The 14,507-nt window shown below is 74.3% G+C and carries 16 protein-coding genes; 10 read left to right on the forward strand and 6 right to left on the reverse strand.

Annotation, left to right across the window (positions count from 1 at the left end; all coding sequences use genetic code 11):
- The first annotated feature begins 8 nt into the window (after positions 1-8).
- The 4 genes from N912_RS63230 to N912_RS49215 are packed head-to-tail and all read left to right on the forward strand — an operon-like array spanning position 9 to position 3,275.
- Complete coding sequence (locus N912_RS63230) at positions 9-407, forward strand: 6-pyruvoyl trahydropterin synthase family protein (RefSeq protein WP_028921324.1); 399 nt, start codon at positions 9-11, stop codon at positions 405-407.
- Positions 404-1,480: a glycosyltransferase family 4 protein gene (locus N912_RS0103425; RefSeq protein ID WP_425415264.1), complete on the forward strand. Its 1,077-nt coding sequence runs from the start codon at positions 404-406 to the stop codon at positions 1,478-1,480. The genes N912_RS63230 and N912_RS0103425 overlap by 4 nt, the downstream gene beginning before the upstream one ends.
- Complete coding sequence (locus N912_RS0103430) at positions 1,477-2,280, forward strand: class I SAM-dependent methyltransferase (protein WP_028921325.1); 804 nt, start codon at positions 1,477-1,479, stop codon at positions 2,278-2,280. Before N912_RS0103425 ends, N912_RS0103430 begins: the two co-directional genes overlap by 4 nt.
- Positions 2,277-3,275 carry a lysylphosphatidylglycerol synthase transmembrane domain-containing protein gene (locus tag N912_RS49215; RefSeq protein WP_037062730.1) on the forward strand — a complete coding sequence of 333 codons (999 nt, stop codon included), beginning with the start codon at positions 2,277-2,279 and terminating at the stop codon, positions 3,273-3,275. Before N912_RS0103430 ends, N912_RS49215 begins: the two co-directional genes overlap by 4 nt.
- Here N912_RS49215 and N912_RS0103440 read toward each other — a convergent pair.
- Complete coding sequence (locus N912_RS0103440) at positions 3,189-3,902, reverse strand: creatininase family protein (protein WP_028921326.1); 714 nt, start codon at positions 3,900-3,902, stop codon at positions 3,189-3,191. The genes N912_RS49215 and N912_RS0103440 overlap by 87 nt on opposite strands.
- Before the next feature lie 107 nt (positions 3,903-4,009).
- Between N912_RS0103440 and N912_RS0103445 the strand changes: the two genes are divergently transcribed.
- Both N912_RS0103445 and N912_RS49220 read left to right on the forward strand, forming a co-directional pair.
- Positions 4,010-4,642, forward strand: coding sequence for a GTP cyclohydrolase II (locus N912_RS0103445; RefSeq protein ID WP_028921327.1), 633 nt, complete (start codon positions 4,010-4,012; stop codon positions 4,640-4,642).
- A gap of 4 nt (positions 4,643-4,646) precedes the next feature.
- Positions 4,647-5,432 (forward strand): inositol monophosphatase family protein, encoded by a 786-nt coding sequence (locus N912_RS49220; protein WP_037062732.1) that lies wholly within the window; start codon positions 4,647-4,649, stop codon positions 5,430-5,432.
- Between the two features lie 136 nt (positions 5,433-5,568).
- On the opposite strand, the gene N912_RS0103455 is transcribed toward N912_RS49220, so the two are convergent.
- Positions 5,569-6,456 (reverse strand): LysR substrate-binding domain-containing protein, encoded by an 888-nt coding sequence (locus tag N912_RS0103455; protein WP_028921328.1) that lies wholly within the window; start codon positions 6,454-6,456, stop codon positions 5,569-5,571.
- Between the two features lie 146 nt (positions 6,457-6,602).
- On the opposite strand from N912_RS0103455, the gene N912_RS0103460 reads away from it, so the two are divergent.
- The 3 genes from N912_RS0103460 to N912_RS0103470 all read left to right on the forward strand — a co-directional run bounded on the left by N912_RS0103460 (position 6,603) and on the right by N912_RS0103470 (position 9,729).
- Positions 6,603-7,739 (forward strand): MFS transporter, encoded by a 1,137-nt coding sequence (locus tag N912_RS0103460; RefSeq protein WP_028921329.1) that lies wholly within the window; start codon positions 6,603-6,605, stop codon positions 7,737-7,739.
- A gap of 61 nt (positions 7,740-7,800) precedes the next feature.
- Positions 7,801-8,535 carry a maleylpyruvate isomerase N-terminal domain-containing protein gene (locus N912_RS0103465; RefSeq protein ID WP_028921330.1) on the forward strand — a complete coding sequence of 245 codons (735 nt, stop codon included), beginning with the start codon at positions 7,801-7,803 and terminating at the stop codon, positions 8,533-8,535.
- A gap of 45 nt (positions 8,536-8,580) precedes the next feature.
- On the forward strand, positions 8,581-9,729 hold the full coding sequence (locus N912_RS0103470) for an epoxide hydrolase family protein (RefSeq protein ID WP_028921331.1): 1,149 nt from the start codon (positions 8,581-8,583) through the stop codon (positions 9,727-9,729).
- 1 nt (position 9,730) lies between these two features.
- Here the strand turns inward: N912_RS0103470 and N912_RS0103475 are convergent, their stop codons facing one another.
- Complete coding sequence (locus N912_RS0103475) at positions 9,731-10,450, reverse strand: GntR family transcriptional regulator (RefSeq protein WP_211261115.1); 720 nt, start codon at positions 10,448-10,450, stop codon at positions 9,731-9,733.
- A gap of 107 nt (positions 10,451-10,557) precedes the next feature.
- Between N912_RS0103475 and N912_RS0103480 the strand changes: the two genes are divergently transcribed.
- Complete coding sequence (locus tag N912_RS0103480) at positions 10,558-11,982, forward strand: protein kinase family protein (protein WP_037062734.1); 1,425 nt, start codon at positions 10,558-10,560, stop codon at positions 11,980-11,982.
- A 3-nt stretch (positions 11,983-11,985) separates the two neighbouring features.
- On the opposite strand, the gene N912_RS0103485 is transcribed toward N912_RS0103480, so the two are convergent.
- The 3 genes from N912_RS0103485 to N912_RS0103495 form a co-directional block, all read right to left on the reverse strand.
- Positions 11,986-12,510 carry a hypothetical protein gene (locus N912_RS0103485; RefSeq protein WP_028921334.1) on the reverse strand — a complete coding sequence of 175 codons (525 nt, stop codon included), beginning with the start codon at positions 12,508-12,510 and terminating at the stop codon, positions 11,986-11,988.
- 114 nt (positions 12,511-12,624) lie between these two features.
- Entirely contained in the window at positions 12,625-13,299 is a 675-nt protein-coding gene (locus N912_RS59905; protein ID WP_051579535.1) for a GntR family transcriptional regulator, read from the reverse strand.
- Positions 13,296-14,453 (reverse strand): CaiB/BaiF CoA transferase family protein, encoded by a 1,158-nt coding sequence (locus N912_RS0103495; RefSeq protein ID WP_028921335.1) that lies wholly within the window; start codon positions 14,451-14,453, stop codon positions 13,296-13,298. Before N912_RS0103495 ends, N912_RS59905 begins: the two co-directional genes overlap by 4 nt.
- Positions 14,454-14,507 lie beyond the last annotated feature (54 nt).

Raw genomic sequence — 14,507 nt, forward strand, 5'->3', positions numbered from 1 at the left:
GAGTCCCGATGTTCGGCATCACCGTCCGTGGTCACATCATGGTCGCGCACAGCTTCCGGGGCGAGGTGTTCGGGCCCGCGCAGCGGCTGCACGGCGCGACGTTCCTGGTGGACGCCACCTTCCGGCGCGCCGAGCTGGACGCCGACAACATCGTCGTGGACATCGGGCTGGCCACCGAGCAGCTGGGCGAGCTGCTCGGCGAGCTGAACTACCGCAACCTCGACGACCTGCCCGAGTTCGCCGGCATCAACACCTCGACGGAGTTCCTCGCCAAGGTCATCGCCGACCGGCTGGCCGACCGGGTGCACGCCGGCGCGCTGGGCGAGGGTGCCCGGGGGCTGGCCGGGATCACGGTGACCTTGCACGAGTCGCACATCGCCTGGGCGAGCTACGAGCGGCCGTTGTGATCTGGGCGGTGCTGCCCGGGGACGTCGACGACGCGGCGGTAGCCAGCGGCGGCAACGCCTACGACCGGCGGGTGTGCGAGGGCCTGCGCGCGCTCGGCCGCCCGGTGCGGGAGGTCGGCGTCGCCGGGGACTGGCCCCGGCCGTCTGCCCGTGCCCGTGCCGAGCTGGCGCGCGCGCTCGCCCGGCCGCCCGACGGCGCCATGGTGCTGGTCGACGGGCTGGTGGCGTGCGGCGTCCCGGAGGTGATCGCGCCGGCGGCGCGGCGGCTGCGGCTGGCGGTGCTGGTGCACCTGCCGCTGGCCGACGAGACCGGGCTGGCTCCGGCCGACGCCGCTGACCTGGACGCCCGCGAGCGGGAGACCCTGCGCGCCGCCGGCGTGGTCGTCGCGACCAGCGGATGGGCGGCGGGACGGCTGGTCGAACACCACGGCCTGGCCCCGGATCGGGTGCACGTCGTGAGCCCCGGGGCGGACCCGGCGCCGCTCGCCCCCGGCACCGACGGCGCCTCCGGGCTGCTCTGCGTCGCCTCGGTCACCGAACGCAAGGGGCACGACGTGCTCGTCGACGCGCTCGCGGACGTCGCCGACCTGCCCTGGACGTGCACCTGCGTCGGGCCGCTGGCCCGCGACCCGGACTACGCGACCCGGCTGTGGCAACTGGTGCAGCGCCATGGTCTGGATGGACGAGTGACGCTCGCCGGCCCTCTCGCCGGGCGGCGGCTGGACGACGCGTACGCCGCCGCCGACCTGCTGGTGCTGCCGTCCAGGGCGGAGACCTACGGCATGGTCGTGACCGAGGCGTTGGCCAGGGGAATCCCGGTCCTGGCGAGCGCGGTGGGCGGGGTGCCGGACGCCCTGGGGCACGCCCCGGACGGCGCCCTGCCGGGGATCTTGGTGCCCCCGGCGGACCCGGCCGCGCTGGCGGATGCGCTCCGTCATTGGCTGGTTACGCAGGAGAAACGCCGATGCCTGCGCGAAGCGGCCCGAGGGCGGCGTGGCACGCTGGCCGGGTGGACGGAGACCTCGCGCAGGATGGCGGCCGTGCTGGATCGGCTGTCCGCGAGCCCGACCTGAGCGAGCCGGATCCGGCCGGGTTCGACCCCGCGTGGCTGGCCCTGCGCGAGCCCGCCGACGCCGACGCGCGGGCGTCCGAGCTCCTGGACACGCTGCGCGCGCACCTGCCCCCCGGGCCGCTGGTCATCCGGGACCTCGGCTGCGGCACCGGGTCGCTGCGGCGGTGGCTTGCCGACCGCCTGCCCGGCCCACAGCACTGGATCCTGCACGACCGCGACCCCGACCTGCTGGCCCTCGCCGCCTCGGACGCCGGCACCGTCGAGACCCGCCTCGGCGACCTCACCGAGCTGCGCGCCGCCGACCTCGCTGGCACCTCCCTGGTAGCGGCGTCGGCCCTGCTGGACCTGCTCACCGCCGACGAGGTGGACGCGCTCGCCGACGCCTGCGTCCGCGCCGGCTGCCCGGCGCTGCTCACCCTGTCCGTCGCCGGTCGGGTCGAGCTGACCCCGGGCGACCCGCTCGACGCCGAGGTCGCCGCCGCGTTCGACGCCCACCAGCGGCGCTGCGACCGCGGCCGCCGCCTGCTCGGGCCGGACGCCGTGGCCGTCGCCGCCGAGGCCTTCGAACGCCTCGGCGCGGCCGTGCACCGCGGGAACAGCCCGTGGCGGCTCGGTGCGGACCGGGCCGAGCTGGCGGCGCGATGGCTGGACGGCTGGGTCGGCGCCGCCCGCGAACAGCGCCCCGACCTCGCCACCGATGAGTACCTGCGCCGGCGGCTCGACGCGTGCGCGGCCGGCGAGCTGCGGGTGGTGGTCGGGCACGAGGACCTGCTCGCGCTGCCCGCCGGGGGCGCCCCGTGACCCGCCGGCTGTGGCCGTGGACGCGGTTGCTCATCGCGCTGGGCATCGTGGTCGCGCTGGTGTGGCGGCTCGGCACCGGCTCGTTCCTGGCCGGACTGCGCGCGATCGACGCCGGCGTGGTGCTCGCCGCGCTCGGCATCGGCCTGCTGACCACGGTGTTCAGCGCGGCGAGGTGGTGCCTGGTGGCGCACCGGCTCGGGCTGAAGCTGGCGCTGCCGACGGCGGTCGCGGACTACTACCGCGCGCTGCTGCTCAACGCGGTGCTCCCGGCGGGCGTGCTCGGCGACGCGCACCGGGCGGTCAGCCACGGCCAGGACGCCGGCGACGTCGGCAGGGGCATCCGCGCGGTGGCACTGGAACGGCTGGCCGGCCAGGCGGTGCTGATCACCGTCGGGGCCGCCGTGCTGTTCACCCAGCCCGAGGTGCTCACCGCGCTGATGCCGGGCCGAGGCGCGCTGCTGGTGGCCCTGGTGCTGGTCGTAGCCGTGATCGTGGTCGCCGCCATGGCCCGTCAGAAAGGCTCGCGGTGGCGCCGCGCCCTGACGGCCACGCTGGTCGACGTGCGGCGGGGGCTGCTCGCCCGGCGCAGCTGGCCCGGGGTGGCCATGCTCTCCGCCGCCGCGCTGCTGGGACACCTGGTGCTGTTCGTGCTCGCGGCCAGGGCGGCCGGCGCGGCCGCACCACTGGCCCAACTGCTGCCGCCGCTGGTGCTCGCGCTGCTCGCGATGGGCCTGCCGCTCAACGTCGGCGGGTGGGGGCCGAGGGAGGCGGTCTGCGCGGCGGCGTTCGGCGCGGCCGGCCTGGACATCGCCCAGGGCCTCACGGTGGCGGTGGTGTACGGGGTGTTGACGCTGGTGGCGAGCCTGCCCGGCATCACGGTGCTGCTGTTTCGCCGCCGCGCCAGGGCGTCAGCGCCCGAGGATCTCCAGGTGTGTGCCGAACGACTCGACCAGGCTGGCCAGCAGCGCCCCGCCCTTGCCGGCGGAGGCAAGTGACGGCCGGCCGACCACGCCCGAGTCGGTGTAGGCGCCCAGGCCCAGCGTGAGCAGGTGCCGACGGTCGTCGGCGATCCGATCGCCCGACCGGTACCCCGGCCGCACCAGCTCCGGGTGGGCGTGCAGCAGGATGGACGTCTCCAGCTCGCCGGCGTGCATGTCGCTGTCCAGGGACGTCTCCAGCCCGGCGGCGGCGTGCGCGAGCTGCCACTCCTGGACGGTCGGGTACAGCGCCATGCCGCCGCCGGCCTCCTGCACCACGTTGCCGAGCACATAGTTCCCGCCGTGCCCGTTGACCAGCACCAACCCGGGCGTGCCGGACGCGCGCAGCGAGTCGGCCACGTCGCGCACCACCGCCCGCAGCGTCGCCGGGGAGATGCTCACCGTCCCCGGCCAGGCGGCGTGCTCGTGCGAACACGAGATCGTCACCGGCGGCAGCACGCGGACCGGGTGGGCGGCGGCGATCTCGCGCGCGATCGTGCAGGCGATGACCGTGTCGGTGGTCAGCGGCAGGAACGGGCCGTGCTGCTCCAGGCTCCCGATCGGGAGCAGCGCGACGGCCGCGCCCCGGTCCCGCTCGTCCTCGGTGGTGCTCGTCGGGAGCGGCTGTTCGCGTTCGGCGTCCATACGCCACCATGCTGGCCTATCGCCCATTCCGCCGCTCGTCACACCCAGTGGCCGGGGCCGCCGCGAACGGCAATAGTGGTCGGGACGCCAACTACTGGGGGTAACGGATGCCCGATCACACCGACGGCCGCGAGGACATCGCGGAGTCCGAGCTGGTGACCCGACGAGGCACCTTCCGGGCGGTGGCCTTCCGAGATCCGGTCGACGGGTACGAGCACCTCGCCGTCGTCCTCGGCGACGCTCGGGACAACGTGCTGGTCAGGGTGCACTCGGAGTGCATCATGGGCGACATCTTCGCGGCCAGGCGCTGCGAGTGCGGCGACCAGCTCAACTCGGCGATGGACGCGATCGTGCGCGAGGGCAGCGGCGTCCTGGTGTACCTGCGGGGACAGGAGGGCCGGGGCATCGGCCTGGTCGCCAAGGTGCGGACCCAGGCCCTGCAGGACGAGCAGGGCCTGGACACCGTCGACTCGGCCACCGCGCTCGGCCTCCCGGTCGACACCCGGGACTACGGCGCGGCGGCGCGGGTGCTCCGGCACCTCGGGGTCCGCTCGGTGCGGCTGCTGTCCAACAACCCGGACAAGATCCGCGCCCTGGAGTCGCACGGGATCGGCGTGACCGCGCGGGTGCCGCTGCTGGTCCCGGCGAACGACACCAACATCCGCTACCTCACCGCCAAGCGCGACCGCCTCGGCCACCACCTGCCGCACCTCACCGCGGCCGCCTCGGCGGACTCCTGATCCGGTGAGCTACCTTCCGGTCGCCCGCGAGGCGGTCGCTCTCGCCCGGCGGATCGTTCGGTCCCGGGCGCCCGGGACGGTCACCGCCAAGGGCGAGCGCGACCTCGTCACGGACGTCGACCTCGCGGTCGAGCCCGCCGTGCGGGAGTTCCTGGCCCGCGAGACCCCGCACGTCGGGATCCTGGGCGAGGAGCACGGCCGCACCGGTCCGCCGGACGACACCCTGTGGTGGGCGCTCGACCCGGTGGACGGCACCTCGAACCTGGCGCGCGGCATCCCACTGTGCGCCGTCTCGCTCGCGCTGGTGGCCCGCCGCCGCCCGGTGCTGGCCGCCATCGACCTGCCGTTCCTGGACGTCGGCTACACCGCGCTGGACGGGCGGGGCGCGTACGTGGGCGACGAGCGCATCGCCGCCTCGCCGGTACGGGAGATCTCCCGGGCGGTGATCTCGATCGGCGACTTCGCGGTCGGCGAGGGCGCCGAGGCGAAGAACCGGGTTCGTCTCGAACTGCTCGCCCGGCTCGGCGCGCGAGCCCAGAAGATCCGGATGCTCGGCGCCGCCGCGATCGACCTGGCCTGGGTGGCGCACGGCAAGCTGGACGCCACGATCATCCTCGCCAACCAGCCGTGGGACACCATGGCCGGCGCCCTGCTCGTGCGCGAGGCCGGCGGCGCCGTGCTCGACCAGGACGACACCGACCACACCGCCGACTCCACGGCCACCATCGCGACCTGCCCCGGCCTGCGCCACGACATCATGGCGAGCCTCCGAGCGGCCCGGAGCAGCTAGGCGCGCTCTCCGAAACCGCGGCATCGTGCCTGGTCAGAACCCGTGAGTGGTTAGGGGTGCCATAGCACCCCTAACCACTCACGGGTCTTGACCTGCGGAAACGGGTGCCATTGGTTGTGACGCCGGCGGATATGTGCTAGCTGGCGCGCGCCCGGCGGATGTGGTCGATGAGCGCGCGGGCCGCCGGGCTCAGTGGGGCGTCGGCGCGCCAGGCGAGCGCCAGTTGGCCGCGCAGGTCGGGCCGGGTGATGGTGATCGTGCGCAGGTCGGCCGGGCGGGCCTGGGCGTAGGGCGCGGGCAGGATGGCCACCCCCAGCCCGCTCGCGGCGAGCTCGGCGAGCACGTTCGGGTCGCTGGCCTCGAACGCGATCCGAGGCCGGAACCCCGCCGAGGCGCAGGCGTCGTCGATCAGGGCGCGGGTGCCGACGCTGTGCGGAAAGCTGACCAGCGGCCGGTCCCGCAGCTCGGCCAGCGTGATCGTGTCACGGTCGGCCAGCGCGTCGCGGTGGCCGACCGCGGCGGCCAGCGGCTCGTCGGCCACCGTGAGTGTCTCCAGGCCCGTCGGTGCCGTGACCCCCGGCGCGATCACGGCGGCGTCCATCCGCCCGGCCCCGAGCGCCTCGACCAGCTGGTCCGAGCTCGCCTCGGACAGCGTCATCTCGACGGCCGGGTGCCGGTCGTGGAACCCCGCGAGCAGCCGGGCCAGGTCGTAGCCGGACGAGGAGGAGGCCAGCATGCCGACCGAGACCCGCCCGCGCAGCAGCCCGGTGTGCTCCTCGACGGCGTGGCGCAGGTCGGCGACGGCGGCCAGGGCGGCCCGCGCGTACGGCATCGCGGCGGCTCCCACCTCGGTGAGCCGGACCGAACGGCCCGACCGGTCCAGCAGCGGCTGGGCCAGCTCACGCTCCAGCTGGCGGACCTGGGCGCTCACGCCGGGCTGGGCGACATGGAGCCTGGCCGCGGCCCTGGTGAAGCTCGCCTCCTCGGCGACCGCGACGAAATACTCCAGCTGACGCAGTTCCATAACCGTTGATTCTAGCCGTCAGCCGGATTGGTTATTGGACTTCCTTGACCGCCTGCTGAATTCTTGTTCAGAGGTTCCGGGGAATGTGAGGAAAAGCGTTGTCGTACGCGCGTACTGTCGATTCGGACCGTGTCGTCCGGGGCACGGTGCCGATATTGGGTTTCGGTGTCTTTGCCGTCGCGACGAACGAGTTCGTGCTGGCCGGAATGTTGCCGCACCTGAGCGCCTCGCTGGGTGTCACGATTCCGGCCGCCGGCCAGGTGGTGACCGTCTTCGCGCTGGCCTGCGCGCTGCTCGGGCCGGTGCTCGCCACCGTGACCGCGGGCTGGCCGCGCCGCCGCGCCCTGTTGCTGGCCGTGCTGGTCTACCTGGTGGGCACCGCCGGGGCGGCGCTGGCCCCGCTGTTCGGCGTGCTGCTGGTGGCGCAGGCGGTGGCCGCGGCGGGCACCGGCCTGTTCGTGCCGGTCGCCGCCGCCACCGCGTCGGCGCTGGTGGCGCCGGAGCGCCGGGGTCGGGCGATCGCCACCGTGCTCACCGGGTTCACCACCGCCACCGCGTTCGGCGCCCCGATCGGCACGGCGGTGGGCAGCCAGCTCGGCTGGCGGGCGACCATGTGGTTCGTGGCCGCGCTGGCCCTGGTCGGGATGCTCGGGCTGGTGGCCACCGTGCCACGCCGCGTCACGGCGCCCGCGCCGGAGGGCCTGCGCAACCGCGTTGCCCCGCTGGCCGACCCGAGGGTGCTGGCGACGCTGGCCACCACGATGGTCTCGTTCGCGGCCGTCTACGTGCTCTACACCTACATCGCGGACGTCTTCGGCGTGGCCACCGGGCATTCCGGCGAAAGGCTGGCGCTGCTCATCTTCGTTTTCGGCGCGATCTCGATCGCCGGGAACATGGCCGCCGGCGCGCTGACCGACCGAATCGGCGGTCGCGGCGTGATGGCGGTGTGCCTGGCGTGGGTGGTGGCCTGCATGCTGGTGCTGCCGCTGGCCGCGACGACGTTCACCGGCGCGCTGGTGTTCATCGCCGTGTTCGCCGTCGCCGGGTTCAGCATGAGCCCGCCCCAACAACACCGACTGATCACACTGAACCCCGCGTCGGCCCCGGTGCTGATCTCGCTGCACGCCTCGATCCTGTACCTCGCCATCGCGCTGGCCGGCGCGATCGGCGGGCTCGGGGTGGCCTGGTTCGGCGCCGGCCGGATCGGCCTGATCGCCGCGGCCCTCGGAGCGCTCGCGCTGGCCCTGTCCGAGCTGGCCCACCGGCTGTCCCGCCCGCGATAGCCCGCAACCGCCCCGGCCCGGCCGGTGTTCGCCACAGACAGGACCCGGCGAAGGGAGACGCATGCCACCGGCCATCCAGGACGAGGCGATGCGGGCGTTCATCGCGACGGTCGGCGCGGTGGAGGACTCGGCGCCGAGCTGGTGCGTCGGCTGGAGCGCGCGGGAGCTGATGGCCCACGTCACGGCGGCCGCGGCCGAGCGCGCCGACCTGATCGAGGAGCACCTGGCCGGCCGGCCACCCCGGCGCACCCGGAGCTGGGAGGAGCGGGAGCCGCCGTTCCGGGCGCTGCCGGGCGGGGAACTGCGCCGCCGCCTGGTCGAGGAGGCCGCCCGTTTCGAACGCGCCGCCGACGCGCTGCCCGACGACACCCGGATCGCCTACACCGGCTGGGACATGACGGCCCGGCGGATGCGGACACACAGCCACAGCGAGGCGGCGCTGCACCGCTGGGACCTGGTCGGAGACGACGATGTGGGCGTCCAACTACTGTCCGACCCGGCGCTGACCGAGCACGCACTGGCCGTCTTCGCCGCGATACCCGCGCTCGACGAGGCCCAACGGTGGACCGGGGCGACCGGGCCGAGGCGGCTGCGCTCCCCCGGCCGGCCCGACGTGGTGCTCACCCCCGGCGGCCAGTCGCTGGCCGAGCCGTCCGGCGCCGCCGCCGAGCTACCGGCACACGAGCGGCTGCTGGTGCTCTGGGGACGGATCCCGCCCCGGCTACGCCGCCCCTACGGCCGGCCGGAGACGGTGGACGATCTCCTCCCCCGCCTCACCGGAAGCGATCACCGCTGAATAACCTACTCTTTCGTCCCCGACACCGAACGGGCCGGAGAGCCAGTGACCCAGATCGCGCCGTTCCAGATCCAGTTCCCGCGCGAGGCGCTCGACGACCTGCGCGACCGGCTGGACCGGGCACGATGGCCGTCCGCGATACCCGATATCGGCTGGACCCGTGGGGTGCCGCCGGACTACCTGCGGCACCTGGTCGAGTACTGGCGAGACGAGTACGACTGGTCGGCCTGGCAGGCGCGGCTCAACACGTTCCCGCAGTTCACCACCGAGATCGACGGCCAGCCGATCCACTTCCTGCACGTCCGCTCGCCGGAGCCGGACGCGGTGCCGCTGATCATCACCCACGGCTGGCCGGGCTCGGTCGTGGAGTTCCTCGACGTCCTCGGCCCGCTCACCGACCCGCGCGCGCACGGCGGCACGGCGGGGGACGCGTTCCACGTGGTGGCGCCGTCGCTGCCCGGCTTCGGGTTCTCCACCCCCGTCGAGGAACCGGGCTGGGGCCACCGGCGCATCGCCCGTGCCTGGGCGGAGCTGATGAGACGGCTCGGCTACCGCCGCTACGGCGCGCACGGCGGCGACACCGGCTCGATCGTGTCCCCGGAGCTGGCGCGGGTGGTGCCGGAGCGGGTCATCGGCGTGCACATCTGCGGTGGCCTCGCCTACCCGACCGGCGAGCCGGAGGACTTCGTCGGCCTCTCCCCCGCCGAGCGGCAGCGGATCGAGGCCGCCGGGCGGCTGCGCTGGGACGGCACCGGGTACGCCGACATCCAGTCCACCCGCCCGCAGACCATCGGGTACGGGCTGCACGACTCGCCGGTCGGGCAGCTCGCGTGGATCGTGGAGAAGTTCCAGGCCTGGACCGACCCGGCCCAGGTGCTCCCGGAGCAGGCCGTCGACCTGGACCAGCTGCTCACCAACGTCACGCTCTACTGGCTGACCGGGACCGGCGCGTCGTCGGCGCACCTCTACTACGAGGTGCGCAACGAGGCGAAGGTGACCGTCGAGCCGGGCGACGTGCCCACCGGGGTGGCCGTGTTCCCCACCGACCCCTCGATCCGGCACATCACCGAGCGGGACCACAACGTCGTGTACTGGTCGGAGTTCGACAGGGGCGGGCACTTCGCCGCGATGGAGGCGCCCGACCTGCTGGTCGGCGACATCCGGGCGTTCTTCCGGCGGGTGCGGCCCAACTGAGTCAGGACGCCGAGCGCTGCCCCTCGGCCAACGCCGCGCGCATCCGGTCCCGGGAACCGCCGAGGTGCTCGGCCAGCGCGGCCTGCGCCGCCTCGACGTCGCCGGAGCGGACCACCGCCGCCAGCTCCGCGTGGTCGGCCGCGACCGGCCGCAGGTCACGGTCGCGGGTGTTGGTGACGTCGAGCATGGCGGCGAACAGCGGCCGGTGGGTGGCCCAGCTCGCGGCCAGCCGCCGGTTGCCGCCGATGACGTAGAAGCCGCTGTGGAACTCCAGGTCGGCGGCGGCGAACGCGGACGGGTCCCCGGCCTCGGCGGCGGCCCGCATCGCCTCGACGGCCCCGTCGAGCACCGACCAGTCGCCACCGGGCAGCCGCGCGATGGCCTCCCGTACCGCAAGGCCCTCCAGCGCGCCGCGCACCGCGTAGAACTCGACGAGGTCGGAGTCGGTCAGGCCGCGCACGTACACCCCGCGCTTGCGGGTCTCCACCAGGCCCTCCAGCTCGAGCTGGCGCAGCGCGTCGCGCACCGGCCCCCGGCTCACCCCGAACCGCTCCGCCACCCACCCCTCGACGAGGTGCAGTCCCGGCGCGAGGTCGCCCCGCACGATCAGCCCGCGCAGCTGTGCCAGCAGCTGTTCGCCCAGCGGCGGATGCCGGATCGGGCTGACGATCACCGTGCGTCGTCCTTCCTGGTCGGTCGGGACGCGGTCCGCGCTCGTCACACCGTAGAACGTGCCTCTACCGTGGTCAAAGTTGACGGTTAACTGTCGACGGGCCGGAACTGAAACAAAACCGTGCGTCGCGCGCCGAGGCCGGGGATGATCCTCTCGTGGAGCAGCCGCGGCTGGCAGCAACGCCGTTGTCCGAGGTGCTGGCGCGCGGGCCGGTGCCGGTCGCCACGCTGGTCCGGTGGGGCGCGCAGCTCGCGCGGGCGCTGGCCGCCGCGCACGCGACCGGGACCAGCCACGGCGACGTGCGCGCCTCGGTGGTGACGGTCCGCCCGGACGGTTCGGTGCACCTGGGCGGGTTCGGCCTGCCGAGGGCGCGGCGGCCGACGTACCCGGCGCCGGAGTGGACGCCTGAGCTGTGGCCGTCCCCGGCCGCCGACGTCTACGCGCTGGGCGCGCTGCTGCACGGCGCCGGCGCCGGCGCCGAGCCCGGGCTGGCCGACCTGTGGGCCTGGACCGGCGACTCCGAGCCGACTCGCCGCCCGAGCGCCGCCCAGCTCGCCGCGCGCCTCGACACGTTCTCCGACGAGGCCGCGCCCGCCGCCCGCAAGCGCAAGCGCAACCACCGCAAGCACCGCAAGCCGCTGGTCATTGCCGTGGCGGTGGTCGTGGTGGCCGCCGTGCTGGGCGGGTCCTGGCTGGTCGCGCGGCCCTACCTGGTCGGGCCGGAGTGGGCGAGCCCGATCGGTGAGGTGCGCACCGCCGACCCGTGCGCGTTGGTGGACGCGAAACAGATGCAGCGCTTCGGCTCGACCAGGCTCTACCCGGACCGCAACGCCATCACGGCCTGCATGGTCTACATCCTGCCCGGCACGGGCAACGGCGCATGGCTGCAGGCGACCCTGAGCGAGGCCACCAAGGACGACCACGACCTGGCCAAGATGCAGCGCCGCCAGCTCGGGCGGTTGGCCCTCTACGAGGAGCCGGCACAGTCCAACGCCTGCTTCCGGCTGCTGATGTTGCCCGACAGGACGCGGGTCTACCTCCGGACCCAAGGGGGCAGCAGCACCGGAGCGCTCGACTACTGCGCGGTGTCCGACGCCGCGGTGCAGGTGGCGGCCGCGGCGCTCGACGGCCCGGCCCTCCCCCGCCGCACGGTGACCGGCCCGCCGAACTCGCTGGTCTGGCTCGAGGCCTGCAACCTGGCCGACGAGTCGACGCTGCGCGCGGTGCCCGGGATCAACCCGGCGGTTCGCGACCGGTTGAACGCCGGCTGGGGCTGCGAGTGGGGCAACGACGCCGCCCTCGCCGATGCACCGTTCGTGCAGATGTTCGTCACGCGTGACATTCCGTTGGCCGGTGAGGTCAGGACGATCGGCGGCCGCTCGGCGACTGTCGCCCCGGACGGCGCCGCGAGCTGTATCGTCCGGCTGGCCCAGCGCACCTTCCAGGGGTCGTTCGACCAGCCCACCGTCGAGCTGCTCTACGTGAGCGTCTACCTGCCGAGGTCGCCGACCGGGTCGGCGTGCACGGCGGCCACCACGGTGGCGGAGGCCGCCGCCGCCAAGCTCCCTCCGCCGGGCTGACCCTCAGCCACGCCGCCGGATGCGTCCCCACGGCTTGATGACCGCGAGCGCCATCGCGATCATCAGCGCGGTCGGCGAGACGATCGGCGGGTAGATCAGGTCACCGACCGCGAGGTTCGCCGGCCGGCCGCTGAGCCACCGCAGCGCCTGCTCGGCGGCCCCGGCCACCGCGCCCTGCAGCGCGACCAGCACCAGCCCGGTCAGCACCACGTTGAGCCCCAGCTTGACCGCCACCCACCAGTACCTGACCAGCCCCCACTTGCTGCCCAGCCCCAGCACCACGCCGCTGGCCAGGCAGACCAGCCCGGTGACCAGCAGCGGCCACACGGCGAACCGGTCCAGCGCGAGGTAGCACAGCGCGCGCAGCCCGGGGTCGTCGGTGAACAGCGCGGTCAGGATGAACACCGCCATCACCACGTCGATCCCCAGCCACACCCCGGCCGAGGAGATGTGCGCGATCAGCACCGCGCGTCGGGTCCGGGCGCCGAGCCGTCGGGGCCGTGTCGAAACCGTGCCGGTTGCCTGCATGCCGACGAGCATGCCCAGCCGACCGGCCGCCCGCGTCGGGCCCGGGAAGACACCCCGCCTGCCGCGGCGGCGGTAGCCCGGCGACCGCGCCTACTCCGTACGGCGCAGTGTGTCTCAGTCCACCTCGATGTCGAACGGGTCAGGCCCGTCCCGGCCGGTCAGCCGCCGCAGGATCGGGGCGAAGCCGTTGCGCAGGTGCCGCTCGGTGGCCTCCGCGACGGCGTCCGGGTCGCCGGCCTCCAGTGCGGCCATGATGTCCAGGTGCTCGCGGTGCGAGGCCTTCGAACGCGTCGAGGAGTGCAGCATCAGGTCCCACGGGAACGCCTCCCACATGCCGGCGATGCGCTCGGTCAACGCGGGCATCCCGCAGCGTTCGTAGCACAGGAAGTGGAACCGGCGGTTGCGCTCGCGGATGGTGGCGGCGTCCTGCTCCGTTCCGGCGGCCTCCTCGGCCAGCAGCTCCCGCGCCCTGGCCAGGTCGCGCCGGGACAGCCGCAGCGTGGCGCGGCGCATGGCGTAGGTCTCGGTCAGCCGGCGTACCACGTAGGTGGCGGTGACCCGCTCCAGGTCGACCCCGGCCACCCGCATCCCCCGGTGCGGCTGCGCCTCCAGCAGGCCCTCGGCCTCCAGTTGGCGCAGCGCCTCGCGCACCGGGGTGATGCTGGCCCGGAACCGGCGGGCCAGCTCGTCCTGGGGCAGCCGCGCCCCGCGCGCGAGGTCGCCGGCGAGGATCTGCCTGCGCAGTTCGTCGACGATCTGGTCGCGCTTGGTCGGGAAGGCCTCGCTCACCCGTCCGGCTCCTGGTCGAGCCAGCTCAGGATCCGCTGGTTGTGCTCGCCCACGGTCGGGATGCGGTCCATCCTCGGCGTGCGCCCGGCCAGCCCGATCGGCGGCAGCAGCGCCCGCAGCGGCCCGACCTCGGAGTCCACCTCGGCCCACCGGTCCCTGGCCGCGAGCTGCGGGTGCTCCAGCACCTCGGCGACCTCCCGGCGACGCGCGTGCGCGACCCGCGCCCGGGCCAGCCGTGCCGTCACCTCGTCGCCGGTCAGCGCCCGGAACACGGCGTCGATCTCCGCGTGCAGCGCGTCGCGGTTGGCCACTCGGCGCGAGCCGGTGTCGTAGCGCGGGTCCTCGGCGAGCTCCGGACGGGCGAGCACGGTCGCGCAGAAGGCCACCCACTCCCGCTCGTTCTGGATGCCCAGCACGACCTCGGCGCCGTCGCCGGCGGTGAACGCCCCGTACGGCGCGATCGCGGCGTGCGCGGTGCCGGTCCGGCGCGGCGGCTGGCCCCCGTACCCGGTGTAGTACAGCGGGAAGCCCATCCACTCGGTGAGCGCGTCGAACAGGCTCACCTCGATCCCGGTGCCCTCACCGGTCCGCTCCCGCTCGTACAGCGCGGCCAGGATGCCGGAGAACGCGTACATCCCGGCGCCGATGTCCGCGGCCGGGATGCCGCTCTTTGCCGGGTGCTCCTCGGTGCCGGTGACCGAGATCAGCCCGGCCTCGGCCTGGATGAGCAGGTCGTAGGCCTTGGCGTCGCGGTAGGGGCCGCTGGAGCCGTAGCCCGAGATCGAGCAGGTGACCAGCCGGGGGAACCGCTCGCGCAGCTCGGCGGCGCCCAGCCCCAGCCGCTCGGCGGCGCCGGGCGCGAAGTTCTGCACGAACACGTCCGCGCGCGCCAGCAGCCGGTGCATCGTCTCCTGGGCATCCGGCCGCTTGAGGTCGAGCGCCAGGCTCTCCTTCGAGCGGTTCAGCCAGACGAAGTGGCTGGACAGGCCCTGCACCGCCTCGTCGTAGCCGCGAGCGAAGTCGCCCGCGCCCTCCCGCTCGACCTTGATCACGCGCGCTCCCAGGTCGGCGAGGTGCCGGGTGGCCAGCGGCGCGGCCACGGCCTGTTCACACGAGACGACGACGACGCCCTCCAGGGGCAGCTCCCGGGCCATCACGAGGTTCGAGTATGCATGACTTTGAAAACAATGCATAATCTGCCGGCGTGG

Origin of the sequence: Actinospineispora acaciae DSM 45401 (assembly GCF_000620785.1) — a bacterium.
Lineage (GTDB): Bacteria > Actinomycetota > Actinomycetes > Mycobacteriales > Pseudonocardiaceae > Pseudonocardia > Pseudonocardia acaciae.